General features: G+C 63.9%; 23 protein-coding genes and 2 pseudogenes. 13 read left to right on the top strand and 12 right to left on the bottom strand.

Annotated features, from left to right (window positions below; all coding sequences use genetic code 11):
- Positions 1 to 17 precede the first annotated feature (17 nt).
- Genes rodA through DM806_RS09715 form a run of 5 tightly spaced genes read right to left on the bottom strand, consistent with a single transcriptional unit; the run spans position 18 to position 5700 of the window.
- Positions 18 to 1130, bottom strand: coding sequence for a rod shape-determining protein RodA (gene rodA, locus DM806_RS09735; protein ID WP_179043020.1), 1113 nt, complete (start codon positions 1128 to 1130; stop codon positions 18 to 20).
- Positions 1127 to 3199, bottom strand: coding sequence for a penicillin-binding protein 2 (gene mrdA, locus DM806_RS09730; protein ID WP_372859440.1), 2073 nt, complete (start codon positions 3197 to 3199; stop codon positions 1127 to 1129). Before mrdA ends, rodA begins: the two co-directional genes overlap by 4 nt.
- Positions 3196 to 3723: a rod shape-determining protein MreD gene (mreD, locus tag DM806_RS09725; protein ID WP_179043018.1), complete on the bottom strand. Its 528-nt coding sequence runs from the start codon at positions 3721 to 3723 to the stop codon at positions 3196 to 3198. The genes mrdA and mreD overlap by 4 nt, the downstream gene beginning before the upstream one ends.
- Positions 3720 to 4637, bottom strand: coding sequence for a rod shape-determining protein MreC (gene mreC, locus DM806_RS09720; RefSeq protein ID WP_179043017.1), 918 nt, complete (start codon positions 4635 to 4637; stop codon positions 3720 to 3722). The genes mreD and mreC overlap by 4 nt, the downstream gene beginning before the upstream one ends.
- Before the next feature lie 16 nt (positions 4638 to 4653).
- The gene (locus DM806_RS09715) at positions 4654 to 5700 is read right to left on the bottom strand and encodes a rod shape-determining protein (RefSeq protein ID WP_066861405.1); all 1047 of its coding nucleotides are present in this window, start codon (positions 5698 to 5700) and stop codon (positions 4654 to 4656) included.
- 161 nt (positions 5701 to 5861) lie between these two features.
- Here DM806_RS09715 and mutL point away from each other — a divergent pair, with 161 nt between their 5' ends.
- Positions 5862 to 7652, top strand: coding sequence for a DNA mismatch repair endonuclease MutL (mutL, locus tag DM806_RS09710; protein WP_179043016.1), 1791 nt, complete (start codon positions 5862 to 5864; stop codon positions 7650 to 7652).
- A gap of 194 nt (positions 7653 to 7846) precedes the next feature.
- Here the strand turns inward: mutL and DM806_RS09705 are convergent, their stop codons facing one another.
- From DM806_RS09705 to DM806_RS09695, 3 genes are all read right to left on the bottom strand, one after another.
- Positions 7847 to 8437, bottom strand: coding sequence for a MaoC family dehydratase (locus DM806_RS09705; RefSeq protein ID WP_372859437.1), 591 nt, complete (start codon positions 8435 to 8437; stop codon positions 7847 to 7849).
- Complete coding sequence (locus DM806_RS09700) at positions 8403 to 9674, bottom strand: alkaline phosphatase family protein (protein ID WP_179043014.1); 1272 nt, start codon at positions 9672 to 9674, stop codon at positions 8403 to 8405. Before DM806_RS09700 ends, DM806_RS09705 begins: the two co-directional genes overlap by 35 nt.
- Before the next feature lie 78 nt (positions 9675 to 9752).
- Complete coding sequence (locus tag DM806_RS09695; protein WP_179043013.1) at positions 9753 to 10271, bottom strand: DNA-deoxyinosine glycosylase; 519 nt, start codon at positions 10269 to 10271, stop codon at positions 9753 to 9755.
- A 53-nt stretch (positions 10272 to 10324) separates the two neighbouring features.
- On the opposite strand from DM806_RS09695, the gene DM806_RS09690 reads away from it, so the two are divergent.
- Positions 10325 to 11347, top strand: a complete 1023-nt coding sequence (locus DM806_RS09690) for a DUF2167 domain-containing protein (RefSeq protein ID WP_179043012.1) — start codon at positions 10325 to 10327, stop codon at positions 11345 to 11347.
- Between the two features lie 43 nt (positions 11348 to 11390).
- Here DM806_RS09690 and ychF read toward each other — a convergent pair whose 3' ends face one another.
- Complete coding sequence (gene ychF, locus DM806_RS09685; protein ID WP_179043011.1) at positions 11391 to 12491, bottom strand: redox-regulated ATPase YchF; 1101 nt, start codon at positions 12489 to 12491, stop codon at positions 11391 to 11393.
- Between the two features lie 181 nt (positions 12492 to 12672).
- On the opposite strand from ychF, the gene DM806_RS09680 reads away from it, so the two are divergent.
- Positions 12673 to 13113, top strand: coding sequence for a DUF983 domain-containing protein (locus DM806_RS09680; RefSeq protein ID WP_256869195.1), 441 nt, complete (start codon positions 12673 to 12675; stop codon positions 13111 to 13113).
- Positions 13114 to 13212: 99 nt separating this feature from the next.
- On the opposite strand, the gene DM806_RS09675 is transcribed toward DM806_RS09680, so the two are convergent.
- On the bottom strand, positions 13213 to 14628 hold the full coding sequence (locus DM806_RS09675; RefSeq protein ID WP_179043009.1) for a helix-turn-helix domain-containing protein: 1416 nt from the start codon (positions 14626 to 14628) through the stop codon (positions 13213 to 13215).
- 124 nt (positions 14629 to 14752) lie between these two features.
- Here DM806_RS09675 and DM806_RS09670 point away from each other — a divergent pair, with 124 nt between their 5' ends.
- The 10 genes and pseudogenes from DM806_RS09670 to DM806_RS09625 all read left to right on the top strand — a co-directional run bounded on the left by DM806_RS09670 (position 14753) and on the right by DM806_RS09625 (position 24810).
- On the top strand, positions 14753 to 16285 hold the full coding sequence (locus DM806_RS09670) for an acyl-CoA carboxylase subunit beta (RefSeq protein ID WP_179043008.1): 1533 nt from the start codon (positions 14753 to 14755) through the stop codon (positions 16283 to 16285).
- Positions 16286 to 16398: 113 nt separating this feature from the next.
- On the top strand, positions 16399 to 16836 hold the full coding sequence (gene mce, locus DM806_RS09665) for a methylmalonyl-CoA epimerase (protein WP_179043007.1): 438 nt from the start codon (positions 16399 to 16401) through the stop codon (positions 16834 to 16836).
- 92 nt (positions 16837 to 16928) lie between these two features.
- Positions 16929 to 19094: a methylmalonyl-CoA mutase gene (scpA, locus tag DM806_RS09660; protein WP_179043006.1), complete on the top strand. Its 2166-nt coding sequence runs from the start codon at positions 16929 to 16931 to the stop codon at positions 19092 to 19094.
- A 63-nt stretch (positions 19095 to 19157) separates the two neighbouring features.
- Positions 19158 to 20162, top strand: a complete 1005-nt coding sequence (gene bioB / locus DM806_RS09655) for a biotin synthase BioB (RefSeq protein WP_179043005.1) — start codon at positions 19158 to 19160, stop codon at positions 20160 to 20162.
- A gap of 124 nt (positions 20163 to 20286) precedes the next feature.
- Entirely contained in the window at positions 20287 to 20571 is a 285-nt protein-coding gene (locus tag DM806_RS09650; RefSeq protein ID WP_179043004.1) for a hypothetical protein, read from the top strand.
- Between the two features lie 138 nt (positions 20572 to 20709).
- Positions 20710 to 22710, top strand: a complete 2001-nt coding sequence (locus tag DM806_RS09645) for an acetyl-CoA carboxylase biotin carboxylase subunit (RefSeq protein WP_179043003.1) — start codon at positions 20710 to 20712, stop codon at positions 22708 to 22710.
- A gap of 98 nt (positions 22711 to 22808) precedes the next feature.
- Positions 22809 to 23684, top strand: a complete 876-nt coding sequence (locus DM806_RS09640) for a class I SAM-dependent methyltransferase (protein WP_179043002.1) — start codon at positions 22809 to 22811, stop codon at positions 23682 to 23684.
- A gap of 10 nt (positions 23685 to 23694) precedes the next feature.
- On the top strand, positions 23695 to 24066 hold the full coding sequence (locus DM806_RS09635) for a tRNA-binding protein (protein WP_179043001.1): 372 nt from the start codon (positions 23695 to 23697) through the stop codon (positions 24064 to 24066).
- Positions 24067 to 24181: 115 nt separating this feature from the next.
- Positions 24182 to 24267, top strand: a pseudogene (locus DM806_RS09630).
- Positions 24268 to 24387: 120 nt separating this feature from the next.
- Complete coding sequence (locus tag DM806_RS09625) at positions 24388 to 24810, top strand: hypothetical protein (protein WP_179043000.1); 423 nt, start codon at positions 24388 to 24390, stop codon at positions 24808 to 24810.
- A 239-nt stretch (positions 24811 to 25049) separates the two neighbouring features.
- Here DM806_RS09625 and DM806_RS09620 read toward each other — a convergent pair.
- Together DM806_RS09620 and DM806_RS09615 are read right to left on the bottom strand one after the other, a co-directional pair.
- A pseudogene (locus DM806_RS09620) lies at positions 25050 to 25372 on the bottom strand (hypothetical protein).
- A 309-nt stretch (positions 25373 to 25681) separates the two neighbouring features.
- On the bottom strand, positions 25682 to 26665 hold the full coding sequence (locus DM806_RS09615; RefSeq protein ID WP_179042999.1) for a phosphotransferase family protein: 984 nt from the start codon (positions 26663 to 26665) through the stop codon (positions 25682 to 25684).
- Positions 26666 to 26674: the final 9 nt, after the last annotated feature.

Raw genomic sequence — 26674 nt, 5'->3', positions numbered from 1 at the left:
TTTCACGCCGGGGCGGATCAGGCCCAGTTTCCGGGGTTGGCCCGGCGCTTGGTCGACCGGTCGATTGACATGATGATGCCGACGCACAGCATGACCGTCAGCATCGACGATCCGCCATAGGACATGAAGGGCAGGGGAATACCGACCACCGGCGCCAGACCCATCACCATCATCAGGTTGATCGCGACATAGAAGAAGATGGTGGTGGTCAGCCCAGCCGACGTCAGCCGCGCGAACTTGTCCGGCGTGCGCATCGACACGCGGATGCCCCAGCGGAACAGCAGCAGGAAAGCGACGATCAGCAATGTGCCGCCCAGCAGCCCCCATTCCTCCGCCATGGTGGCGAAGACGAAGTCGGTATGACCTTCGGGCAGATAGTCGAGATGGCTCTGTGTGCCCTGAAGGAAGCCCTTGCCCCACAGGCCGCCCGATCCGATCGCGATCTTCGACTGGCTTATATGATAGCCTGCGCCCAGCGGATCGCTCTCCGGGTCCATGAAGATGAGGACGCGGTTCTTCTGATAATCGTGCAGGAAGCTGAAAGCGATCGGGACCAGCGCCGCCCCGGTCAGGCCCGTGCCGATGAACAGCCGCAGCGGCAGGCCGGCGAGGAACATGACGGTCACGCCGCCCGCCGCGATCATCGTCGCGGTGCCCAGGTCCGGCTGCACCAGCACCAGCATGAAGGGGAAGCCGATCAGCACCAGCGCCGGCCAGATCGCGTTCCAGCGCCGTATCTCGCCCACCGGCAGCATCGCGTAGAATTTGGCGACGGCCAGCACGATGATCGGCTTCATGAATTCCGATGGCTGCAACTGCATGAAGCCAAGGTTGATCCAGCGCTGGCTACCGCCCGCGACGCCGCCGATCAGCTCGACCAGCACCAGCGCGACCAATACCGCGCCATAGGCCGGAAAGGCGAAGCGGTTGAAGATTTCCAGCGGCACGCGGCTCAGGAACAGGGCCATGCCGGAGAAAATGCAGAAACGGACGCCCTGATTGACCGCCCAGGGAAAGATGCTGCCGCCCGCCGCACTGTACAGCACCAAAGTCCCGAAGGTCGCGATGGCGAGCAGCAGCAGCAGCACGCGCCACGGGAACTGGGTCAGGGGTTGAGGAACGATGCTCATGGCGCGCCCGCAGCGTTGCTGCCCGGAGGCGGTGGGGCGTCGTTGGCGTCGTCGGCGGGAGCCGGCGCCGCCGGCGCGGCGCTATTGGCAGCAACAGCGTTCGACGCATTGTCGGCGACAGGCGGGGGCGCTTGCCCCTTTTCGATCGCCTTGGCCAAGCGGAAGGCCGCCATCTGCCGCGCCTGTCGCTCGGCGGGTGGACCGCCCCAGCCTTTCTCCAGTGTTTCCAGCTTCTCCATCGCCTTTTCCGGTTCAAACAGGAACGACATGGTATCGCTGGCGATCATCGGCGCGTCCTCGTTGCGGATCATATGGCCGCCATGCTCGATGATGCAGGCGACTGCATAGCGCGGGTTGTCGAATGGCGCGAAACCCTGGAACAGGGCATGGTCACGCAGCTTAAAAGCGAGCGAGGCGTTGCCGCGCACGCCACCCGCGCGTTCCGCCATGGTGATGCGCCGTACCTGCGCCGTGCCGGTCTTGCCCGCGATGAGCACACCCGGCACGTTCATCCGTGCTGCGCCGCCGGTACCGCCGCCATTCACCACCGCGCTCATCGCGTCGCGGATGATCACCAGATGCTCCTCACTGACGCCGACCGGGGCGGGAGCGGGGCGCTTGGCGCCCAGAAGGAAGTTGGGCATCAATTGCTTGCCGGTGGCGAGGCGCGCCGCCATCACCGCCATCTGGAGCGGATTGATCAGCATATAGCCCTGGCCGATGGTCGCGTTCACCGTGTCATAGACCTGCCAGGACTGCTTATATTTCCGCTCCTTCCACGCCGGGTCTGGTACGGTGCCATAGCTCTGGCTCGGGAAGGGCAGATCGAATTTCTGCCCCATGCCAACGCGCCGCGCCATGCTGGCGATTCGGTCCATGCCGACGCGCTGCGCCATCTGGTAGAAATAAATGTCGCAGCTCTGCGCGATCGCCCCGCGCAGGTTCAGCGAACCATGGCCGCGCCGCTTGTGACAGTGGAACAGCGTGTTGCCGACCCGGATCGCGCCGGGGCAGTTGATCGTATCCTGCGGGCTGATCCCCGCCTCCAGCAGCGCCAGGCCCACCATCGGCTTGACCGTCGATCCGGGCGGATAGAGGCCCTGCAACGTCTTGTTGCGCAGCGGGACATGATCGTCCTTCGACAGCATCTCATATTCCAGATGGCTGATGCCGTCGGAAAAACTGTTGGGATCGTAACTGGGCATGGACGCCATGGCGAGCACGTCGCCATTGGCGCAGTCGATCACGACGACCGACCCGCTCTGCGTCGCGAGGCGGCGGCCCGCATATTCCTGAAGCCCCGCATCGATCGTCAGGCGGACCTGACGGCCAGGCGTGTCGGGACGGGTGGTCAGTTCGCGCACGATCTTGCCACGCGCAGTGACTTCCACGCGCTTTGCGCCAGGCTTGCCGGTCAGATGCCGATCGAACGCCTTTTCAAGGCCATCCTTGCCGACCTTGAAGCCCGGTGTGATGAGCAGCGGGTCTTTGCGAGCCTTATACTCCTCCGCCGTCGCCGGGCCTACATAGCCCAGCAGATGGCCGACCGTGGCGCCCGCCGGATAATAGCGCGAAAAACCCTGGCTCGGCGCGACACCGGGCAGGTCCGGCAGCCGCACGCTGATCGCCGCATATTGATCGTAGGTCAGCTTGTCGGCGATCTGCACGGGACGAAAACCCGCCGACTTGTCCAGTTCCTCACGGATGCGATCGACCTCGTCCGGTTCCAGGCTCAGCAGTTTGGCAAGATGACCGATCGTCGCCTCACCATCGACGACGCGCTGGGGTATGAGATCGACGCGGAAGTCTGTGCGGTTGTTGGCCAGCGGCTTGCCATGTCGGTCGAGAATCCAGCCCCGACGCGGCGGAATGAGGGTCAGGTTGACGCGGTTGCTTTCCGACAGAAGGCTGTATTTCTCATTCTCGGCCACGCTGATCCACGCCATGCGGCCGATCAACATCGCCCCAATCGCCCCCTGCAACCCGCCAACCACCATGGCCCGGCGCGAGAAGGTGAAGGTCTGGGTGGCTTCGGTGACGATCTTGCGCTTGGAATTGATGAACGTCATGCCATCACGCGCCAGCGATCGATCCGGGCGCATTGCCGGACGATGAAAGGAAAGAGCAGGACCGTCCAGAGCATCTGCGGCGCGACCAACGACAATCTAATTTCGCCTCCGCCCGTGATCCGCGCGAAGAATACACCCCCTGTGATGCAGAAGATAATGGCGATGGTGGCGATTAGCCAGTCCTGCTTGTAGCTGCGCCAGACCATGCGATGCTCGATATAATCGATACCTATGAGCGCGACGGTCCACAGGAACATGGCGGAACCAAGCGGCTGCCCGCTCACCATGTCGTCGAACAGGCCCAGCGGCAGGCCGATCCAGACGCGCCACAATTCGGGGCGCAGCAAACGCCAGGACAGCAGCAGCAACAGGCCGAAGGTGGGCATGACCGGCGATTGCGCGATCAGCGGCACCACGCTGGCCAGCGATCCCAGCAGCACGGTGATCACCGGCGTCCCCGCGAGGCGAAACCGGCCTGGATGCCGGCCGAGGCGCGGCACATGCAGCAGATGCGGGTCGATCACGGCGCGCTCGCGTTGCTGGCGTTCGCAGCCTCCTGCGACACAGCCTCTGCCGCCGGATCGCCGCGCGTCACCACTTCCTCGAAGGCGCGCTCGACCACCACCGCATCGACCCGCGACGGGTTGGCGAGCGGGAAGCCCCAGGCGATTTCGCCCTCGACCCGAACGACGACCGCGACGGGTATGTTCGGCTGGTAGATGCCGCCGATCCCCGACGTCACCAGCAGGTCGCCGGGCTTGAACGGGTTGCGGCCAGCCGACAGGGCGCGGATTTCGAGCGACCCGTCGCCCGCGCCGGTCGAAATGGCCGGCACGCTGTCATTGGCGCGGCGAACCGGGACGATATTGCCGGTGTCGGTCAGCAGCAGCACTTCGGCCGTATTGGGCGTGGTGCTGTGGACGCGCCCGATCAGCCCTTCGGCCGCACGCACGGGCATGCCCGGCCGCACGCCCTGCCAGCGCCCGGCGTTCAGTCGCGCGAAACGGCGCGCGCTGGAGGAGGAGGAGCTGATGAGCCGCGCGGTCAGCAGGTCGCTCTGATCCTCGTCGACCAGCCGCAGCAGCTTCTTGAGGCGCGTATTTTCCTGCTTGACCGCCTTCGCGTCGATGATGCGGTTGCGATCGGCCTCGACCTGCCGGCGGAGCGCGACATTTTGCGATCCGGCGCGCCAATAGGAAGCGAGCACCTCGTCCACCGAGTTGACGCCGCTCACCATATTCTTGAGACCGGCCGACACGGGACGCGTCAGTTCGGCCGTGGCGGTGCGCAGCCCGGCAAAGCCCGTCGGGTCGAAAATCGCGACCACGACCAGCAGCAGGCCGGCCGCCGCCCCGGCAACCGCCACCACATAGCTGGCGAAGAGGCTATATTGCGCCTTCCGGTTGATGCCGGGGCGTCGGCTGGGTGGCCGCGCCATCACTCAGTCCTTCCGCTCAGGCGGTTTGCAGCACGCCCCGGAAGATCGGGTCTTCCATCGCGCGGCCGGTGCCGATCGCGACGCAGGTAAGCGGATCTTCGGCGATGGTGACGGGCAGGCCGGTCTCGTCGCGCAACTCGTCGTCCAGCCCCTTGAGCAGCGCGCCGCCGCCGGTCAGGACGATGCCCTGGTCGACGATGTCGGCCGCCAGTTCGGGCGCGGTATTTTCCAACGCGATGCGAACGCCTTCGACGATGGTGCTGATCGGCTCGGCCAGCGCGTCGGCAATCTGGCCCTGGTTGATCGAGATTTCCTTGGGCACGCCGTTCACCAGGTCGCGACCCTTGATATGGATCGTTTCGCCCACGCCGTCTTCGGGCGGCTGGGCCACGCCATATTGTTTCTTGATCCGTTCTGCCGTGGCTTCACCGATCAAAAGATTGTGATGGCGGCGGACGAAGGACACGATCGCTTCGTCCATCTTGTCCCCGCCGACGCGGACGGATGTGGTGTAGGCCAGGCCACGGAGCGACAGCACCGCGACTTCGGTCGTGCCGCCGCCGATGTCGACCACCATCGAACCGATCGGTTCGGTCACGGGCATGTCGGCGCCGATCGCGGCGGCCATCGGTTCCTCGATCAGGAAAACCTGGGACGCGCCGGCATTGCTGGCGGCGTCGCGGATGGCGCGGCGCTCGACGCTGGTCGAACCCGACGGCACGCAGATCACGATTTCGGGGGCGCGCCAGGGGCTGTGCTTGCCGCCATGCACCTTGGTGATGAAATGCTTGATCATCTGCTCGGCGACGTCGATGTCGGCGATGACGCCGTCGCGCAGCGGGCGGATGGCCTCGATCGAATCCGGGGTCTTGCCCATCATCAGCTTGGCGTCTTCACCGACGGCCTTGACCCGCTTGACGCCATTCAGCGTCTCGACTGCCACCACCGAAGGCTCGTTCAGAACGATCCCGCGGCCGCGCACATAGACCACCGTATTAGCGGTGCCGAGGTCGATGGCCATATCCTGCGAGGAGAATTTGAAGAGACGCGAGAAGATCGACATGCCTTATCCTGTTTCGCCCGCCGCCCCCCAGACGCGTTTCGGGGCCGGTCGGATACCTGTTTCGCTGTGTCCGTTCCTCTCACCTTCCTTGCGCCTTGCAGTGCAAAAAATCTGAGGTTCGCGGCTCGCGGAAAGCGCTCGCTTGGGCTAGTCACTAATCAATGTCAATACGCCGTCTACCCGAACATCTGGTCAATCGTATCGCTGCCGGTGAAGTGGTCGAAAGACCCGCCAGCGCGCTGAAAGAGATCGTAGAAAACGCTTTGGACGCGGGCGCGACTCGGATCGCCGTCCGCCTGTCCAATGGCGGCCTCGACCGGATCGAAGTCAGCGACGATGGCTGCGGCATGGATTCGGCCGACATGGCGCTGGCGCTGGAACGGCATGCGACGTCCAAACTGCCAGACGATGCGATTGAAAATGTGGCCACTTTGGGTTTTCGCGGCGAAGCGCTGCCGTCGATCGCGAGCGTCGCCCGCCTCTCGATCGACAGCCGCCCGCGCGGCAGCGACGGCTGGAACCGCACGGTCGACAACGGCCTGCTCCTGTCGGAAGGACCGGCTGCCCTGCCGCCCGGCACGCGCGTCACCGTCGACCAGTTGTTCGGCAAGGTACCCGCGCGGCGCAAATTCCTGCGCTCGCCCAAGGCGGAATATGCCGCCTGCCTCGATATCGTCCGCCGCCTCGCCATGGCGCACCCGTCCGTCGCCTTCTCGGTCGAGCATGACGGGCGCCGGGTTCTGGGCGTGCAGGAAAATGACGCGCGGGAGGATCGGGTCGCCGCGCTCACCGACCGGCAACTGGCCGACAATCATGTCATCGTGTCGCTGGAGCGCGACGGGGTGCAACTGTCGGGCGTCGCCTCGCTGCCGACCTACAATCGGGGCGTGGGCGATCATCAATATCTGTTCGTCAACGGCCGCCCGGTAAAGGACCGGCTGCTAATCGGCGCGCTGCGCGGCGCCTATGCCGACATGCTGGCGCGCGACCGGCATCCGGTTGTGGCGCTGTTCCTCGACGTGCCACCGCTGGAGGTGGACGTAAACGTCCATCCCGCCAAGACCGAGGTGCGCTTCCGCGATCCCGCGCTGATCCGCGGCATGATCGTCTCGGGCCTGCGCCGCGCACTCGATGCGGAAGGGTTCCGCGCCGTCCAGCATGCCGATCCGGCGGGCCTTTCCGCCTGGAAGCCGGAACCGATCTCGCCCACCCCGATCAGCGCCCTGCCGATCTTCGAGGCCGCCGCGCCGGCTCCGGTCAGCTACAACCAGTTCGTGCAATCCTCCTTCGCGGATCGGCGTCCCTCCTTCCAGACGCCCCCGCCGCAGGCCCGTGCCGAACCCGCCGCCGAACCTGCGCCGGAGGGGCACAGCTTCCCGCTCGGCGTCGCGCGCGGACAGGTCGCGCGCACCTATATCGTCGCGGAGGCGGAGGACGGCCTCGTCATCGTCGACCAGCATGCCGCGCATGAGCGGCTGACGCTGGAGCGGATGCGCCGGGCGATGGAGGGGCAGGGCGTCGCCAGTCAGGCGCTGCTGCTGCCCGAAGTCGTCGAACTGGACGAACCCGCCTGCGACCGGCTGGAGGCGCGGACGGAGGAACTGCGGGAATTCGGCCTCGACCTGGAGCGGTTCGGTCCGTCGGCCATGCTGGTCCGCGCGGTGCCGGCGATGCTCGGCCAGTCGGACGTGCAGGGCATGGTGACGGACCTGGCCGACGATCTCGCCGCTTATGACAGCGCCCTGTCGCTCAAGGAGCGGCTGGACCTCGTCGCAGCGACCATGGCCTGCCACGGCTCCGTCCGCGCCGGCCGCGTCCTGAGCGTCGCGGAGATGAACGCGCTGCTGCGGGAGATGGAGGTCACGCCGCGCTCGGGCCAGTGCAACCATGGTCGGCCGACATGGGTGAAGCTGGGGCATGGGGATATCGAGAAGCTGTTCGGGCGGAAGTAGCGGGGATCGGCGCGTTGCGGTTCCGATCGGCATGTCAGTGGTCGGCCAGAAGCGGACCTTCTACATCCCCTCCTCTTCAGGAGAGGGGAACGAGGGGTGGGGCGGTGGCGCGATGAAAAGCTTGCTCCTTATGGCGACGCCCCACCCCAACCCCTCCCCTGAAGAGGAGGGCCTATGTCCGCAAACCACCCAATTCAGGCGCTGCCTGATGCGTTCAGCCCGCTCTTTCCCACCCGCGTCCGCCACATGGCGATCGGGATCATGGTCATGACCGGCTGGTCGTCCTGATTGAGGATCGTCACCTTGTTGCGGACGATCCCCATTTCCGGGCGGCTTTGCGAGGCCTTCTTGTCGATCACTTCGCTCCGGCCGCGCAGCGTATCGCCCGGCCGCACCGGGCGCAGCCAGCGCAGTTCGTCGACCCCCATCGCACCAAGGCTCGCCGCCTGACGGCCGGGATGCCGCTGCATTTCGGCAACGAACATCTTCATGAACAGCGCGGTCGTGTGCCACCCGCTGGCCGAGATGGTGCCGAAATGCGTGGAGGCCGCCGCTTCGTCCGACAGGTGAAAAGGCTGGGGATCAAATTCGGCGGCGAAGGCGACGGTGTCCTCCCGAGACACGGTCAAGGGGCCGAAGTCGAAGCTGTCGCCGATCGCGATATCCTCGAAATAGACAATTTCTTCCGCCATCATTGATCTCCTCTCGCGATGGATGATGGCGTAGAATGTCTTTCCGTTTACGTCAATGTCAGGGCTTGACCAGCCCCTGCAACGCCGCCGCATTGCCGTCCGACGCCAGTGGGGTCACGCCCAGCAACCGCGCCAGCAGCGGATAGACATCGACATTGGTGAAATCGGGTGACGGGTGGAAGCGCGTGTCGAAGGCCGGACCGTTGGCGATGAACAATGCCTGCATTTCCGGCGCGCGATCGTCCCACCCATGGTCGCCGCCGGTGACGGGCTTGGCCGGCGTCGTCGCCTGGAACACCCAGCCGGTTTCGGCGAGGCAGAAATAGGGTGGGATGCGACGGTGGGCGCCATAATGGAAGCGGGCCGGAATCTCGCCCTTGCGCCAGCATTGCATATGGTCGAGGGGCTTGAGCAGCGCCGCTTCCAGCGCCTTTTCACGCCCCGGAACCGCGGCAAGGCTGGCATAGGGGCCGGTTTCCACGATGCGATAGTCGGCCGGGTCGGCGACCTTGTCGATTGCGATCACTCGGTCGTTCGATTTGGCGGCCATGCCATGGTCGGAGACGATGAGGATATTGGCCGGCTGACCCAGCGCCTTCAACCCCGCGACCAGTTCGCCGATATGCGCGTCAACATCGGCCACGGCTTTTGTCGTTTGCGCCGCATCGGGGCCGTTGATATGGCCGGTGGTGTCGACCTCATCGAAATAGAGGGTGACGAAGCGCGGCCGGATATCGGCGGGACGACGCAGCACGTCCAGCACGCCGTTCACCCGCTGGGTCGGACTGATCGCTTCGTTGAACTGCGCCCAGTCGCTCGGGCGCGATCCGTTGCTGATCGTATAGGGCCATTCGGCAGCCTTGACGCCGCCCCAGGCCACGTTGGAGCCGGGCCAGAACATGGTCGCGGTGCGGACGCCCTGTTTTTCGGCGGTGATCCAGATCGGTTCGGCCTCGTTCCACCAATAGGGGTCATCGCTGGCCATGGTGAACTTGTCCTTCGGCCGGCTCTCATCCTCCATATTGTTGGCGACGATGCCGCTACGGTCGGGTCGGTCGCCGGTGACGATCGCCCAGTGGTTGGGGAAGGTCTTGGTCGGGAAGGAGGGCCGCATCGATGCCTCGACACCCGACGACGCGAGCGCATTGAGATGGGGCGAGACGCCGCGCGTCAGATAATCGGGGCGGAAGCCGTCGATCGATATCAGGATGGTGACGGGCGCGGGCTGCTCCGCCTGCGCGACCGGCGCGGGGCGATCGGTCGAGGTCGTGGTGCAGGCGCTCAGCGCGGCAAGGGCAAGAAAAGCGGCGGCAAGGGAACGGGGCAACATGGCGACTCTTCGTATTTTCTTCGGATGGAACCGCTTAGCAGCGATGCCATGACGGTAAAGTGACGTTTTGGCAGGCTTTCATTCCAGATGGTCGCGGAGCACGCTCCACGCGTGGCGTTTCGCCTCGCGCGACAGGCTGGCATAGGCGCCGCTGGAGGAAGGGAGATCGATCAGCGCCAGCCCCGGTCGTTCTCCCAGCTGCCGGCGGCCATGCAGGCTTGCGGTCTTGCCGTTGAAGCCGATCGCCCGCAGCGCCGGAAGCCGCTCCACGAACAGTCCGAGATCGCGCAGTTCCGCGCCCCGGATGCTGCTGTCGAGGCTGCCGGGCCGCTCGGCGCTCTCGATCACGTCCCACAGGCCGACGCCCCGCGCCCGCAACCGCTTCAGCCGCATCGCATAGGGCTGTCCGCGCAGATGTTCCCCCAGCACGTCGCCGATCAACTGCCAGAAGCCATTGCCCCGATGGGCATAATATTCGCCCTGCCTGATCGATGCGTCGCCCGGCAGGCTGCCCAGGATCAGCAGCTTGGTCTCCGCATCGACATTGGGCGGAAAGGCGATTTTTCTCGGCGCGCGCGCAAACAGTCTTTCAGCCATTGCCATCTATCCGTTTGTTTCTAGACTGTTACCCATCCAATGGGGGAATTGTCATGAGAAGAATGTGGGGCGCGGTCGGCGCCATGCTGCTGCTCGGCGCGACGCCGGCGTCGCTTCTGGCGCAGCAGCCCGCTCCGACCGCCGAACAACGCGCCTATGAGGCGAAGGTCAAGGACATGCTGCAACGGCAGCAGCCGCAGACCGGCGACATCGCGCTGCCGGACGCAAAGGCGACGCTGCATCTGGGCAAGGATTATTATTATCTCGACGCCAAGGCGGCGCGCGAGGTGATCGTCGACGCTTGGGGCAATCCCGCCGCGCAGGCGGACGGTGTGCTGGGGCTGGTCTTTCCGGCGGGCAAGACCTTCCTCGATGAAGACACGTGGGGCGCGGTCATCACCTATGACCAGAGCGGCTATGTGAAGGATGACGACGTGGCCTCGACCGACTTCGACGCGCTGATGACCGACATGCAGTCGGGCGAGGAAGAGCGGAACAAGGAACGGGCCGACGCAGGCTATCCGCCGGTGCATCTGGTCGGCTGGGCGGAGCGTCCCGCCTATGACCGCGCCCATCACAGCGTCGTCTGGGCGCGCAACCTCCAGTTCGGCAGCGGCGGCGATGGCTCGCTCAACTATGATGTGCGCCTGCTGGGGCGCTTCGGCGTACTCAGCCTCAACATGATCTCGACCATGTCGCACTTGCCCGAAGTGAAGGCGGCGGCGTCGAAGTTCGGCGCGTCCGTCACCTTCGATCAGGGCGCGCGCTACGCCGACTTCGTGCCTGACGTCGACAAGGTGGCGGAATATGGCATCAGCGGTCTGGTTGCGGCCGGGGCGGGCCTGCTCGCGGCGAAGAAGCTCGGCTTTCTGGCGCTGATCCTGGCGTTCGGCAAGAAGCTGCTGATCCCGATCATCCTGTTCTTCGGCGTCGGCTGGCGCTGGATCAAGACGAAGTTCAGTCGGAACAGGCCAGAGGCGGAAGAGGCGGTCGCCTATGACGCGCCGGTCGAGAAGGAAGCGGAGCCGGCCGTCGAAGCGCCGGCGGAAAGCGCGCCGCGTCCTTCCGAAAGCTGAAGGTCATGGCGGGGGAGGGCATTGCCGTCCCCCGCCGATCGGATCAGACGTTGAAGCGGAACAGCATGATGTCGCCGTCCTGCGTCACATATTCCTTGCCTTCGGAACGCCACTTGCCCGCTTCCTTCGCGCCCGCCTCGCCGTTGAACTGGACATAATCCGCATAGGCCATGGTTTCGGCGCGGATGAAGCCCTTTTCGAAATCGGTGTGGATCGCGCCGGCGGCCTGCGGCGCCTTGCTGCCCTTGGTAACGGTCCAGGCGCGCGCTTCCTTCGGCCCGACGGTGAAGAAGGTGATGAGGCCCAGCAGTTCGTAGCCCGCGCGGATGATGCGGGCGAGGCCGGCTTCGGTCAGGCCCAGCGCTTCCAGATATTCGGCGCGTTCCTCGATCGGCATGGTGATGAGTTCCGCCTCGATCGCGGCGGACACGATCACGGCCTTGGCGTTTTCGGCGGCCGCCTTCTCGAACACGCGGGCCGAATGGGCGTTGCCGGTGGCGGCGCTTTCTTCCTCGACATTGCAGACATAGAGGACGGGCTTGCTGGTCAGCAACTGCGCCTGCGCGAACAGCCGTTCCTCCTCGACATCCCTGGGCACGGTCAGGCGCGCGGGTTTGCCGTCGCGCAGCAGGTCGAGCGCCTGCCCGAGCACGGATGCGGCGGCCTTGGCCTCCTTGTCGCCCTGCGCCGCCTTCTTGGCGAGGTTGGGGACGCGCTTCTCCAGGCTTTCAAGATCGGCCAGCATCAGTTCGGTCTCGACCGTATCGGCATCGGCGATGGGATCGACCTTGCCCTCGACATGGGTGATGTCGCCATCCTCGAAGCAGCGCAGGACATGGACGATCGCGTCCGTCTCTCGGATATTGGCGAGGAACTGGTTGCCGAGACCTTCGCCCTTGGATGCGCCACGCACCAGACCGGCAATGTCGACGAAGCTCAGCTGCGTTTCGATGATCTTGGCGCTGCCGCCGATCTTCGCGATGGTCTGGAGCCGTTCGTCGGGCACCGCGACGCGGCCTTCGTTCGGTTCGATCGTGCAGAAGGGATAGTTCGCCGCCTGCGCCGCCTGCGTTTCGGTCAGCGCATTGAACAGGGTGGACTTGCCCACATTGGGAAGACCGACGATACCGCAACGAAAGCCCATAGCATTGCCTTACAAGATCTGGAGAATATGCGCGCCCGATAGCGCCTTGCGCGCCGAAAGGCCAGCCTTTGGGCGAAGGACGAAAGCAGGGGGCAGGGGTAGGACAAAAGGCGCAGTTGAATTGCGCCGGGTCTTGCCGATTTAGAGCAGGACCACTGGGGGCAGGATGACTGGAAGCGATATGGAACAGAACAGCCAGGCTTATTGGGTCGATGAGTCCGGCCGCCAGTGGGAGAAGCGCCCGGCACATGAAACCGGTCCTTTCGGCCGCTGCCCGCGGTGCGGCGAAGGGCATATCTTCCACGGCTTCCTGACCGTGCGCGATCATTGCGAGGTCTGCGGCCTCAACTACAGCTTCGCCGATCCGGCCGATGGCCCGGCCGTCTTCGTCCAGCTGTTCGCCTGCGTGCCGGGCGTGGTCTTCATTATCATGCTGGAGATATTGGCGCGGCCGGGCCTATGGGTGCATCTGGCGGTCGGCCTGCCGGTGCTGATCCTGACCGCCGTGCTGCCGCTGCGCCCGATCAAGGGCTGGCTGATCGCCGCCCAGTTCACGACGAAAGCGCAGGAAGCGGGGACGGCGGAACTCTGGTCGAAGCTGCACGGGCCACGTTCGGAATAATCTGGAGCGCGCTGCGTCAGTTATGGCGCAGCGCGCTCCAGGTTCTTGTTATCGCATCGTTTTAAGCGAAAAACCGGTCCCATTTTTGCGCACGATGCCCTATCCGATCCAGTAGGGCACGATCTGACGATTGTCCGGGTCGACATGGATCGGACGGTCTGCGGGCGGGAAGGCGCGCTGGTCGCAGCTCTGGCGCGGGCAGAGGCGGCAGGTGATGCCGATCGGCGTCGCCGCGCCTTCCTCCTGCAAATGCAGCCCGTCGGCATAGACGAAGTTCGCCGCATGGGCGACCTCGCAGCCCAGCACCACGGCATAGCGACGCGGCGTGCGCTTGTAGCTGCCCGACGGCTTCACCAGCCCCTTGGCCATGGAGACATAACGGACCCCGTCGGGCGTCTCGCCCAGTTGCACGTTGATCCGGTCCGGCACGGCGACGGCTTCATGCACGTTCCAGAGCGGGCAGGCGCCGCCAAAGCGGGCGAATTGCAGCCGCGTGGCGCTGTGCCGCTTGGTGATGTTGCCCGCCATGTCGACCCGGCAGAAGAAGAAAGGAATGCCGCGCAGCCCTGGCCGCTGGAGCGTGGACAGCCGATGGCAGGCCTGCTCGAAGCTTACGCCGAAGGTCCGGGCCAGCCGGTCGATATCATGCCGCTTCGCTCGCGCCGCTTCCCGGAAAGGCGCGTAAGGCATGAGCAGCGCGCCGGCCGCATAATTGCCAAGTCCTATCGCCAGCAGCCGGTCCGCGCCGGGGACGGGCAGGGCGGCCCTGTTCACCACGTCCGCGATCACCGCCTGTCCTTCTAGCATCATCAGCTGATGCGCCAGCATGAACTTGCGGCTTTCGGTCGGCAGGGCAGCGTTGATGAACAACTGCCGGTCCGCCGCGCGATAGGCGCGCAGCGCGCTGTCGGGCGTCTCGGCGATCAATGTTTCGATCCCGTGGCGACGGGCAAGGGCTTCCACCAGCATCCCCTCGTCCAGCACCTGGCCCTGGGTGAAGCTTTCCGCCATCTCCTCGGCCAGGCAATCGAGCGGGTGGACATAATTGCCCGCCTCGTGGAACCAGTCGCGCGCGGCCTCCCATGGCAGGCGCGCCTGCACCTCATGATCGTTGGCGATCGCCTCCTCGATCATGTTGATCCGCTCATTGGCGCGCATATGGGCATTGTAGAGATCGACATAGCGCGCCGCGAATTCGGGGAATTGCAGATGCAGCTTCTCGATCCGTTCCGGCTCGAGCGCCGTGCCCGGCAGTTCGGGATGGCCGAGCGCGAAGGTGAAGGCGCCCAGAAGCTGCTCTTCTTCCCGACTGTCGAAGCTGGCCCAGTCGGTGGGAAAGGCATTGGCGAGCGCGGCCTTGACCTTCGCAGTCAGGGGGCGATCGTCATTTTCCATCTGCGAAAGATAGGATACGGATATGCCCAGCGCCTGCGCCATCGTCGCCTGGTCCATCCGGTGGTCCAAGCGAAGTTGCCGCAGGCGGGGGCCTGCAAAGATACGGTTGCCGCGTGCCATAAAGCCTACCCTAATTTGCGAAGTCGTGATTTGCAAATTGGCAAATTTGCATTTGCGAAAATCGGTAAAGCCTGACTAGGGGAAAGCAGGGCGGCCGCTGCCGCAAATCTGGAGAGATGCACGAATGTCGAAGCTCGCCATTATCGAACAGCTCGAAGCCAAGCGCGACGCTGCGCGTCTGGGCGGCGGCCAGCGCCGCATCGACGCCCAGCACGCCAAGGGCAAGCTGACCGCGCGCGAGCGGGTCGAGGTGCTGCTGGACGAGGACAGCTTCGAAGAGCTGGACATGTATGTCGAGCATAATTGCATCGATTTCGGCATGGACGAACAGCATATCCCCGGCGACGGCGTCGTCACCGGGTCGGGCACGATCAACGGCCGTCTGGTCTATGTCTTCAGCCAGGACTTCACCGTCTATGGCGGCGCGGTGTCGGAACGGCATGCGATGAAGATCTGCAAGATCATGGACATGGCGCTGAAGGTTGGTGCGCCGGTCATTGGCCTGAATGACTCGGGTGGCGCGCGCATTCAGGAAGGCGTGGCCTCGCTCGCCGGCTATGCGGAGATTTTCCAGCGCAACGTGCTGGCGTCGGGCGTGGTGCCGCAGATCAGCGTCATCATGGGGCCGTGCGCGGGCGGTGCTGTGTACTCGCCGGCGATGACCGACTTCATCTTCATGGTGAAGGATTCGAGCTTCATGTTCGTGACCGGTCCCGACGTGGTGAAGACCGTCACCAACGAGGTCGTCACGCAGGAGGAACTGGGCGGCGCCGTCACCCACACCACCAAGTCGGGCGTGGCCGACGTGGCGTTCGAAAATGATCTGGAAGCGCTGCTGGCGGTCCGCGATTTCGTCGACTTCCTGCCCGCCTCCAACAAGGAGCCGGTGCCCGAGCGTCCGAGCGCCGATCCGTGGGACCGGACCGAGGAGAGCCTGGACACGCTGATCCCGGCCAACGCCAATCAGCCCTATGACATGCACGAACTGATCCGCAAGGTCGTGGACGAAGGCGATTTCTTCGAAGTGCAGCCGGCCCATGCGGGCAATATCCTCTGCGGTTTCGGCCGGATCGAGGGCAAGACTGTGGGCATCATCGCCAACCAGCCGATGGTTCTGGCGGGCGTGCTGGACATCAACTCGTCCAAGAAGGCCGGACGGTTCGTGCGCTTCTGCGACGCGTTCGAAATCCCGATCGTCACCTTCGTCGACGTGCCGGGCTTCCTCCCGGGCACCGCGCAGGAACATTCGGGCATCATCAAGCATGGCGCCAAGCTGCTCTTCGCCTATGCCGAGGCGACCGTGCCGAAAATCACCGTCATCACGCGCAAGGCCTATGGTGGCGCCTATGACGTCATGTCCTCCAAGCATCTGCGCGGCGATTTGAACTATGCCTGGCCGACGGCGGAGATCGCGGTGATGGGCGCGAAGGGTGCCGTCGAGATCATCTTCCGCGGCAAGACGCCCGAGGAAATCGCCGAAAAGACCGCCGAATATGAAGCGCGCTTCGCCAACCCCTTCGTGGCGGCGAGCAAGGGCTTCATCGACGAGGTGATCCAGCCCCACTCGACCCGCAAGCGGATCGCGCTGGGACTGCGCAAGCTGCGCAACAAGGCGCTGGAGAACCCATGGAAGAAGCACGACAATATTCCGCTGTGACGGCCCGCATCGGCCGTCTTTCCAGCGCAGGCTGGGATCTGGGGCGGCCGGGCTGGATTTATGAGGCATAAGACCCCAGTCTTCGCAGGGGTGACGAGATTAGGTGAAGCGACATGAAACTCGGCCGTCTCAACCATATCGGCGTCGCGACGCCCTCGCTGGAAGCCAGCATCGCTTATTATCGCGACGTCATGGGCGCGACCATCACGCACGAGCCGTTCGACCTGCCCGCGCAGGGGGTGAAGGTGTGCTTCGTCGATACGCCGGGCGAGGGGGCTACCCAAGGCACGCAGATCGAACTGATCGAGCCTTTGGGCGAGAACTCGCCCATTCATGGCTTCATCGCCAAGAACCCGGCCGGTGGACAGCATCACATGTGCTATGAAGTGCCCGACATCCACGAAGCCAAGGCCTGGTTCGAGGGGCTCGGCAAGAAGGTGCTCGGCGAACCGCGCATCGGCGCCCATGGCACGCTGATCTTCTTCGTCCACCCCAAGGATATGAACGGGGTGCTGACCGAGATCATGGAAACGCCGAAAGAGGCGCATTGAACCCACCGCCGTTCGTGTCGAGCGAAGTCGAGACACGGATAGCGCAACCACATCGTCTCTCGATTTCGCTCGAGACGAACGGAGAGTGTGAAGTGACCGAGAAGCCGACGCTGGACCAGTGGGCCGCCGCTGCCGCCAAGGAAGTGAAGGGCAAGGATCTGAATTGGGATACCCCGGAAGGTATCACGGTGAAGCCGCTCTACACCGCCGAGGACGTGACCCCAGATAAGGTAGGCGATCCGGGCCTGCCCGGCTTCGCGCCGTTCACCCGTGGCGTGCGCGCGTCCATGTACGCCGGCCGTCCCTGGACCATCCGCCAATATGCAGGCTTCTCGACCGCCGAGGAATCCAACGCCTTCTACAAGCGCAACCTGGCCGCCGGGCAGAAGGGCCTTTCGGTCGCCTTCGACCTCGCCACCCATCGCGGCTATGACAGCGACCATCCGCGCGTCACGGGCGACGTCGGCAAGGCGGGCGTGGCGATCGACACGCTCGAGGACATGAAGATCCTGTTCGACGGCATTCCGCTCGACAAGATGTCGGTCAGCATGACCATGAACGGCGCGGTGATCCCGATCCTCGCCTTCTTCATCGTCGCGGGCGAGGAACAGGGGGTCGAGCGCAAGCTGCTCGACGGGACCATCCAGAACGACATCCTCAAGGAGTTCATGGTCCGCAACACCTATATCTACCCGCCCGAACCCTCGATGCGGATCATCTCGGACATTTTCGGCTATACCAGCCGCGAGATGCCCAAGTTCAACAGCATCTCCATCTCTGGCTATCATATGCAGGAAGCCGGAGCGACGCAGGTGCAGGAACTGGCCTTCACCATCGCCGACGGCGCGGAATATGTCCGCTATGGCGTCGCGTCGGGCCTCGACATCGACAAGTTCGCCGGGCGGTTGAGCTTCTTCTTCGCCATCGGCATGAACTTCTTCATGGAAATCGCCAAGCTGCGCGCCGCGCGCATTCTGTGGCACCGCGTCATGACGAAGCTCGGCGCGCAGGACGAGCGCTCTAAGATGCTGCGCACCCACTGCCAGACATCGGGCGTCAGCCTGACGGAGCAAGACCCCTATAACAACGTCATGCGCACCACCATCGAAGCAATGGCGGCGATGCTGGGCGGCACCCAGTCGCTGCACACCAACGCGCTGGACGAGGCGATTGCGCTGCCGACGGACTTCTCCGCCCGGATCGCGCGCAACACGCAGATCGTCATCCAGGAAGAGACCGGCATGTGCAATGTCGTCGATCCGCTGGGCGGCAGCTATTATATCGAAAGCCTGACCCAGCAGCTGGTCGACGCCGCGCAGGAGATCATCGACCGGGTCGAGTCAGAAGGCGGCATGGCCAAGGCCGTGGGTGCCGGCTGGCCCAAGGCGATGATCGAGACCGCCGCCGCCGCCCGTCAGGCGCGCGTCGACCGGGGCGAGGACGTCATTGTCGGCGTCAACAAATATCGCCTCGCCAACGAGGATCTGCTCGAAACGCTGGAAGTCGACAATAGCAAGGTCCGCGAGGCGCAGATCGCCCGCATCAACCGGGTGAAGGCCGAGCGCGACGAGGAGAAGTGTCAGGCCGCTCTGCAATCGCTGCGCGATGCCGCCGCAGCGCCGCAGTCGATCGAAACCAATCTTCTCGCCCATGCCGTCGAGTGCGCTCGTGCGCGCGCCACGCTGGGCGAAATCTCCGCCGCCATGGAGGACAGTTTCAACCGCTATGGCACACAGCCGACACCCGTGAAGGGCGTCTACGCTGCCCCCTATGAAGGGGACAGCCGCTGGCAACAGGTTCTCGACGGCGTGCAGGCCGTCGAACGGCGCCTCGGTCGTAAGCCCAAACTTCTTGTAGCCAAGATGGGGCAGGATGGACACGACCGGGGCGCCAACATCATCGCATCTGCGTTCGGGGACATGGGCTTCGACGTCGTATCCGGCCCGCTGTTCCAGACGCCGGAAGAGACGGTGGTGCTGGCGCTCGATACGGGGGTCGATGTGGTCGGCGCCTCATCGCTTGCCGCCGGCCACAAGACGCTGATCCCCGAACTCATCAACCGGCTGCGCGACAAGGGGCGGACCGACATCAAGGTGATCGCCGGCGGCGTCATCCCGCCGCAGGATTATGACTATCTTCGTGACGCCGGGGTCCAGGGGATTTATGGGCCGGGTTCCAATGTCGTGGAGTGCGCCGCCGACGTGCTGCGCCTCCTCGGCCACAACATGCCCCCGGCGGGGCTGGAGGAAGCCGCTTGACGTCTGTTTCTATCTTTTCAGTTTCCCTAGGATTGTTTATTAATTTCGTCAGACAATCGGAGGATGCCCATGTTTGACGCCCGCAACGACTGGACGCGCGAGGAAATCGCGGCGCTGTTCGACCTGCCCTTCAACGACCTGATGTTCGACGCGCAGTCGATCCATCGCGCCAACTTCCCGCGCAACGAAGTGCAACTGTCCACTTTGCTGTCGATCAAGACCGGCGGCTGCCCGGAGGATTGCGGCTATTGCAACCAGTCTGCCTCGGCGGAAAGCGGCCTCAAGGCCGAAAAGCTGATGAGCGTGCAGGCGGTGATGCAGGCGGCGGCGCAGGCGAAGGATGCGGGCAGCTCGCGCTTCTGCATGGGCGCGGCCTGGCGCAACCCCAAGGACCGCGACATGCCCGCCATCGTCGAGATGGTGAAAGGCGTGCGCCAGATGGGCATGGAAACCTGCATGACGTTGGGAATGCTCAGCGAAAGCCAGGCGAAGACGCTCGCGGACGCCGGCCTCGATTATTACAACCATAATATCGACACCTCGCCCGAACATTATGAGAAGGTCATCACCACACGAACTTTCGACGATCGTCTGGTGACGCTGGAAAATGTCCGCAGTTCGGGCATCAACGTCTGCTCCGGCGGCATCGTCGGCATGGGCGAAACGCGTGAGGATCGCGTCGGCTTCCTCCACGCGCTGGCCGTGCTGCCGCAGCATCCGCAGAGCGTGCCGATCAACGCGCTGGTCCCGGTCAAGGGAACGGTCCTGGGCAATATGCTGGCCGACACCCCGCTCGCCAAGATCGACGAGATCGAGTTCGTGCGCACGGTCGCGGTCGCGCGGATCGTGATGCCGGAGAGCATGGTGCGCCTGTCGGCAGGCCGCGAGAGCATGTCGGATGCGTGCCAGGCGCTGTGCTTCATGGCGGGCGCGAACAGCATCTTCACCGGCGACAAGCTGCTGACCACGGCGAACGCCGGCGACAATGCCGACGCGGCGCTGTTCGCGAAGCTGGGCGTCGTGCCGATGCAGGCGGAAGTGAAGGTCGAGCTGGAGGCGGCTGAGTGAAATTCGCGCCCACCCTCGTCACCCCGGATTTAATCCGGGGGCCCGCTTCTTCTCTGCCGTCGCGCGGGAAGAAAGCGGGATGCCGGATCAAGTCCGGCATGACGAAGGGTTGTAGGTGTTCTGCATGACAGGCCTTGATCTGATCATATTTGCCATCGTGACGGTTCTTTTCCTGTTCGGGGCAGGTCTTGGGCTATGGCTGGCTAAGAAATGGGGACTGCAAACGGCAAGTAATGCGCCATTCGGTCGAAAACTCGTTCTTGCAGCTATCGTTACTTGCGCGCTGGCAATCACATTTTGGTGGCAAAATGGCGGTCTTTCGAGGGAGCCGTTGTCGATCTACGTCAGCGTTTTGATTTGGGCGATCGTGATGTTCGTAATGCTTCGAAGATCGAACAAAGTCATTTGATGTACGGCAATTCACAACACCCGTTCGCCCTGAGCTTGTCGAAGGGCTGCACTTCTCTTGAAGAAAAGAACGGGGCTTCGACAGGCTCAACCCGAACGGGGTGAGAGGATTTGAATAAGGACTGGGACGGGAAATAGAATGGCAATCACCAAGATCCTGATCGCGAACCGTGGCGAAATTGCGTGCCGTGTTATGCGCACGGCCAAGAAGATGGGCATCAAGACCGTGGCGGTCTATTCCGATGCCGACGCCCGCGCGCCGCATGTGCTGATGGCCGATGAAGCCGTACATATCGGCCCGCCGCCCGCCGCCCAATCCTATCTGATGGCCGACAAGATTATCGAAGCGTGCAAGGCCACCGGCGCCGACGCGGTGCATCCCGGCTACGGCTTCCTCTCCGAGCGCGAAAGCTTCCGCAAGGCGCTGGATGCCGAGGGCATCATCTTCGTCGGCCCGCCCGCCAATGCGATCGCCGCCATGGGCGACAAGATCGAGTCCAAGAAGCTGGCGATGGACGCGGGCGTCAATGTCGTCCCCGGCTATGTCGGCGTGATCGAGGACACCGAGCATGCCGTCCGCATCTCCAACGAGATCGGCTACCCGGTGATGATGAAGGCCTCGGCCGGCGGCGGCGGCAAGGGCATGCGCCTGGCCTATAGCGAACAGGATGTCCGCGAAGGCTTCGAGGCGACAAAGCGCGAGGGGCTGAACAGCTTCGGCGACGACCGCGTGTTCATCGAAAAGTTCATCGAAAGCCCGCGCCACATCGAAATTCAGGTGCTGGGCGACCAGCATGGCAATATCGTCTACCTCAACGAGCGCGAATGCTCGATCCAGCGTCGCCACCAGAAGGTGGTCGAGGAAGCGCCGTCGCCCTTCGTCAGTCCCGAAATGCGCAAGAAGATGGGCGAGCAGTGCGTCGCGCTCGCCCGCGCTGTCGGCTATTTCAGCGCCGGCACGGTCGAACTGATCGTTAGTGGCGAGGATAAGACCGGCGACGGCTTCTACTTCCTCGAAATGAACACCCGGCTTCAGGTCGAACATCCCGTCACCGAGGAAATCACCGGCGTCGACCTGGTCGAACAGATGATCCGCGTCGCCAATGGCGAGGAACTGAGCTTCAACCAGGCCGATGTGAAGATCAACGGTTGGTCGATCGAGAACCGCGTCTATGCCGAAGACCCCTATCGCGGCTTCCTGCCGTCCACCGGTCGCCTGATCCGCTACAATCCGCCCGAAACCGGCACGGACGAAAACGGCGCGCTGATCCGCGTGGATGACGGCGTGGTCGAAGGCGGCGAGGTATCGATCTTCTACGATCCGATGATAGCCAAGCTCATCACCTGGGCGCCGACCCGTCTGGAAGCCATCGACAAGCAGATCGAGGCGCTCGACAAGTTCGAGATCGAGGGGCCGGGCCACAATATCGATTTCGTCTCCGCGCTGATGCAGCATGAGCGCTTCCGCTCGGGCAATATCACCACCGGCTTCATCGCTGAGGAATATCCGGAGGGCTTCACCGGTGCGCCCGCCTCGCCGCAACTGCTCCAGCGGCTGTCCGCGATCGGCGCTTTCGCCGCCATGGCGCAGGCCGACCGCGCCCGTCGCATCGAAGGGCAACTGGGCAAGCGCCTCGCCCCCCCGACCGGCTGGCAGGTCAAGATCGGAGACGCGATCCACGACGTCGTGATCGACGGCGACGAAGTGACGGTCGACGGCGACGCCATCGACATGGCGCTGGAATATACGCCCGGCGACCGCCTGATCGAGGCGGAGTTCGGCGAGGAGCAGCTGGCGGTGCGGATCGCGCCGGTGCGTTCGGGCTTCGTGCTGACCGCCCATGGCGCCAGCCACAGGCTGCGCATCCTGCCGGCTCACGCCGCGCCCTATGCCGCGCACATGATCGAAAAGATCCCGCCCGACCTGTCGAAGTTCCTCATCTGCCCGATGCCCGGCCTGCTGGTCGCGCTGAACGTCAAGGAAGGCGACAAGGTCGAGATCGGCCAGCCGCTCGCCGTGATCGAGGCGATGAAGATGGAAAATATCCTGCGCGCCGGCAAGGCGGGCACGGTCAAGAGCGTGTCCGCCGCACAGGGCGAGAGCCTGCCGGTGGACGCAGTGATCCTGGAACTGGAATAACCGAGCGCCTCGCGCTTATTGCGAAATTTTCGCAATAACCTTGTCTTTCCTCATTTCGCCCTCATGTTTGGGCGGATGAGGAAAGTGGAGGAGCGATAATGGGGCAGATTTCTGGACAGGCCGATGGCGGGGCGCCGGTAAGGCTGGACGCGGCCAGCTGGACCGGCGCCAATGGCGATGTCTGGGCGCAGGAATGGCAGCGGACCGACCGTAGCTTTGCTGGGCTGTCAGCACATCTTGATCGAGCGATCGGCGATGCCATGGGCACGGGGCCTGTCGCGATCGCCGACATCGGCTGCGGTGCGGGTGCGACATCGCTGGCAGCGGCAGGCGTCAATGCGCAGGCGCAGGTGACGGGGATCGATATTTCCCCGACGCTGATCGCGGTGGCGCGGACGCGGGCAGGATCGACACCCAATATCCGCTTCATCGCTGCGCCAGTCGAAGCCGCGATCGGGGACGCCGGGCCGTTCGACCTGATCGTCTCGCGCCATGGCGTGATGTTCTTCGACGATCCGCTGGATGCCTTCACCCGTCTGCGCGCGGCGGCGCGACCGGGTGCGCGACTGGTCTTCTCCTGCTTTCGTGCGGCTTCTCTCAATGTCTGGGCGCGCGAGACGATGGCGGCGGTTGGCGAAAGTCCGCCATCCTCCGCCGGCTATGCCCCCGGTCCCTTCGCCTTTGCCGATGAGGATTTCGTGCGCCATCTGCTGGCGGATGCGGGGTGGATGGATGCTACCGCCCAGCCAGTCGATTTCCCCTATCGTGCCGGCGCGGGGAATGATCCGGTGGCTGACGCGGTGAGCTTCTTCAGCCGGATCGGTCCGGCTGCGCGCCCACTCAAGGCGGCAGATCCGGCAGAACGCATGGCGATCACGGAAAATGTGGCGGCGCTGTGCCGCCAGCGGCTGGAGGATGGCCATGTGGACTTTCCGGCCGCCGCCTGGATATGGTCGGCGCGCAACCCCTTATGAGGCCCGTCCGATGCATTTGATCCATGATCCCACCGCGCCGGCCGCCGACATCGTCTCGTTCGACGATTTCCTGAAGGTCGATATCCGTGTCGGCACGATCCTCTCGGCCGATCCCTTTCCCGAGGCGCGCAAGCCTGCCTACAAGCTACTGATCGATTTCGGCCCCGCTATCGGTCAAAGGAAATCCAGCGCCCAGATCACCGAGAACCACGCGATCCAAGACCTGCCCGGCCGGCAGGTCGCCGCCGTGGTCAACTTCCCCCCGCGCCAGATCGGCAAGTTCATGTCGGAAGTCCTGACCCTTGGCTTCGCCGATGAAAGCGGCGCCGTGACCCTGTTCGCGCCGGACAAGGCCGTGCCCAACGGATCGCGGTTGTTTTGACCTTGGATAGTCAGCGCTGCGTCTGTTGGCGACCAGTTTTGGCCATTCCTATGGTCGATTGCCTTGCTCGTAAGCGGCCGTTGCAGCGCGACCCATTACTGGGCTAAATGGTCCCGCCAGCGTGACGGAATTGGTAGACGTATCGCTACAGCGATCCTCACCGTTAGGTGAAGGTGCGGGTTCGATCCCCTGCCGCTGGCGTAAATCGAACATAGGTGAACGTTGTTAGGGCGGATGTTATTTCCCTAAAGCTGCCGTTGACGATGCGTGCGGGGCATCTGTAGCTTTAGGTCCACCGGACGTATTCGCAAGGGAACTGACTTGGGGAAGGGTAGCGGTCTTCGACATAGCATCTACGTTCCGCTCCTGCTGCTTCTTGCATGCGAAAAAGCTACGGTCCCGATCATCGAGATGCACTTCGGCACCACAAAATGGATTTGGGACAGCCCGCGCCCAGCAAGCGACTATATCGCCGATTCCCACAGAAAAATTCCGGTTGCCGCTGCGAAATGCGGAGTGACTTTGTTGGGCGCAAATGGAAGCATCACCGATGGCGGTGAAGCCGTATATTTCCTTCCGCGACAAAGCCCAGGCGCTGCTCAGGCCTGTTTAAAACGCAATCTCCCGCAGGGTCATTTCGGGTTGATCGAGCGAGATGAATGGGAGAGCCGGACAAAGGCAGACCCGAGCTTTCCCATTGCTTTAGGCTCAATCCCCAAACCGATTGAGATGCCGCTTCCCTGACGGCGGCTATGGCTTGCCTTGTCGATGAAACCCGCCCGTCCATAATCCATCCCTTTTCGTCATTTCCGCGCAGGCGGGAACCCATCTCTTATGCGTAGTTCTTAGCGGAACGCTCAGGAGATAGATTTCTGCCTTCGCGGGAATGGTGATGTAAAGAAGTCGTTCCGTCCTTCAGCCTAACGCCCTCAGCGCTGTTTTTCCGATGAGACGATCGCAATCAAAAGGGCGGGCCAGCCCCCCTAATTGCCGTCGGCATCGACCATGAACACGACCGGCTTGCCACGCGACGTCGGTTCCCACCCCGCGCGAGCAGGGCGGCGCGGACACCTCGGGAGACGATCGCGTCGTTGATCTGGAGCCGTCCCCGTTGCAGTCCTTTCAACAGTCGCTTGGGTGCGGGGAATTCCAGTATTGCGCCGCGCTGCATATCTTTCTGCAATAACGCGATCGTCATGCCCCTCCATCCATCGGCATCGCTCCATTGCGGCTCCCGCCGCAGTTCCCATTCATATGTAACGCCATCGACATCGACGGTCCCGGCTTGGTCGTGCATATTGAGCATCGGGCACGCATAGCAGGCTCGTGCCAGCAAAACAGCCATGCCAGCCTGCAAGGCTTTCAATGTAGGATTTTCTCTGATCTATCCTGTGCGATGGAACAGCCCTTCACCGCGCGCCCACTGCCACCCGCCACGCTGCCCGAACGGGCGGGGGCCCGCCGCCTGTCCGTCGCGCAGGTGGTGCTTCATTGTGACGTGATTGTCGCGCCGGCGTCGCGTCAAGGGTGCGTTGCTATCGCTTCCCTGCCGCTTTTCTGGCGCAATTGGCCAAAATCGCCCGACGACAGTGTGAACTTCGGGGTGTCGCTTCTTTCAGGCTGCGGCCATCGCCCTTTGCACCAGCAGTTTCGTATAGGCGGGCAGGACCGTCCCGAACGCCTTGAAGCGTACGTCCGCTACCTTGCCGCTGGTGAAGAGATAAGCACCCAGCGCGATGATCGCCGCGACCTTCGCTTGTCCCAGCACGGTATAGCGCGCGACATCCACCGCCGTTCGCCCGGTGCCCTTTTCCCATTGCGCGATCATGCGATCGGGCGACCACCAGCCAGGTTGCTCAAACCCGGCATCGGCCAGCGAAGCTTCCCCCTGGTCATGGAACATCAGGATATAGCCCAGGTCCAGCAAAGGCTCGGAAATCTGCGCCATTTCCCAGTCGAGCAGGGCGGTCAATCGCCCCTCATGCCACAAACAATTCCCATGTTTCGGGTCGCCATGCACCGGCGTCGGCGCGCCGGACGTGCGCGGCGGCCGGGCGGTCAGATCCTCGAGCACGCCGATCAGGTCGCTGGTCGCCTCGGCGGAGCGGGCGACGTCCAGCCAATGCTGCGCCTCCTGCTGCACGGTCCGCCCCCCCGGCGGCATTTCGCCAACGGGCATATTGTGCAGGCCGATCACCGCGTCGAACCATTGGCGGCAGATGCTGTCGGGCACCGCCACCGGATCAGCCTTCACCCAATCGGGCGTCGCATATTCGAATGCGTCGCCCAGCACGCATTCCATCAGGAAGAATGCGTCGCCGATCACGGCGGGATCGGTGCAGAGTTCCAGCATGTCGGGCAAAGGCACCGCCGGCGCATGCGCTTTCACTGCCGACAGCACGGCATGCTGCCGCGCCATGTCATAAGGGGGCAGCAGCCCCTCCTCGGACGGGGGCATGCGCAATATCTCGTTCAGCCCCTCGACCAGATAGGTTTCGTTGCTGTGGCCGGCCGAAAGAGTCTTGACCCCCGTAATGCCGGCGCCACGGGGCAGAAAGGCGCTCAGCCCTTCCGCCAGACGGTCGGTGTCGCGCGCCATATCCTTGGC

The organism is Sphingobium lactosutens, from assembly GCF_013393185.1.
GTDB lineage: Bacteria > Pseudomonadota > Alphaproteobacteria > Sphingomonadales > Sphingomonadaceae > Sphingobium > Sphingobium lactosutens_A.
The sequence above is the reverse complement of the archived record's forward strand: the minus strand, read 5'-3'. Positions and strand labels throughout refer to the sequence as shown.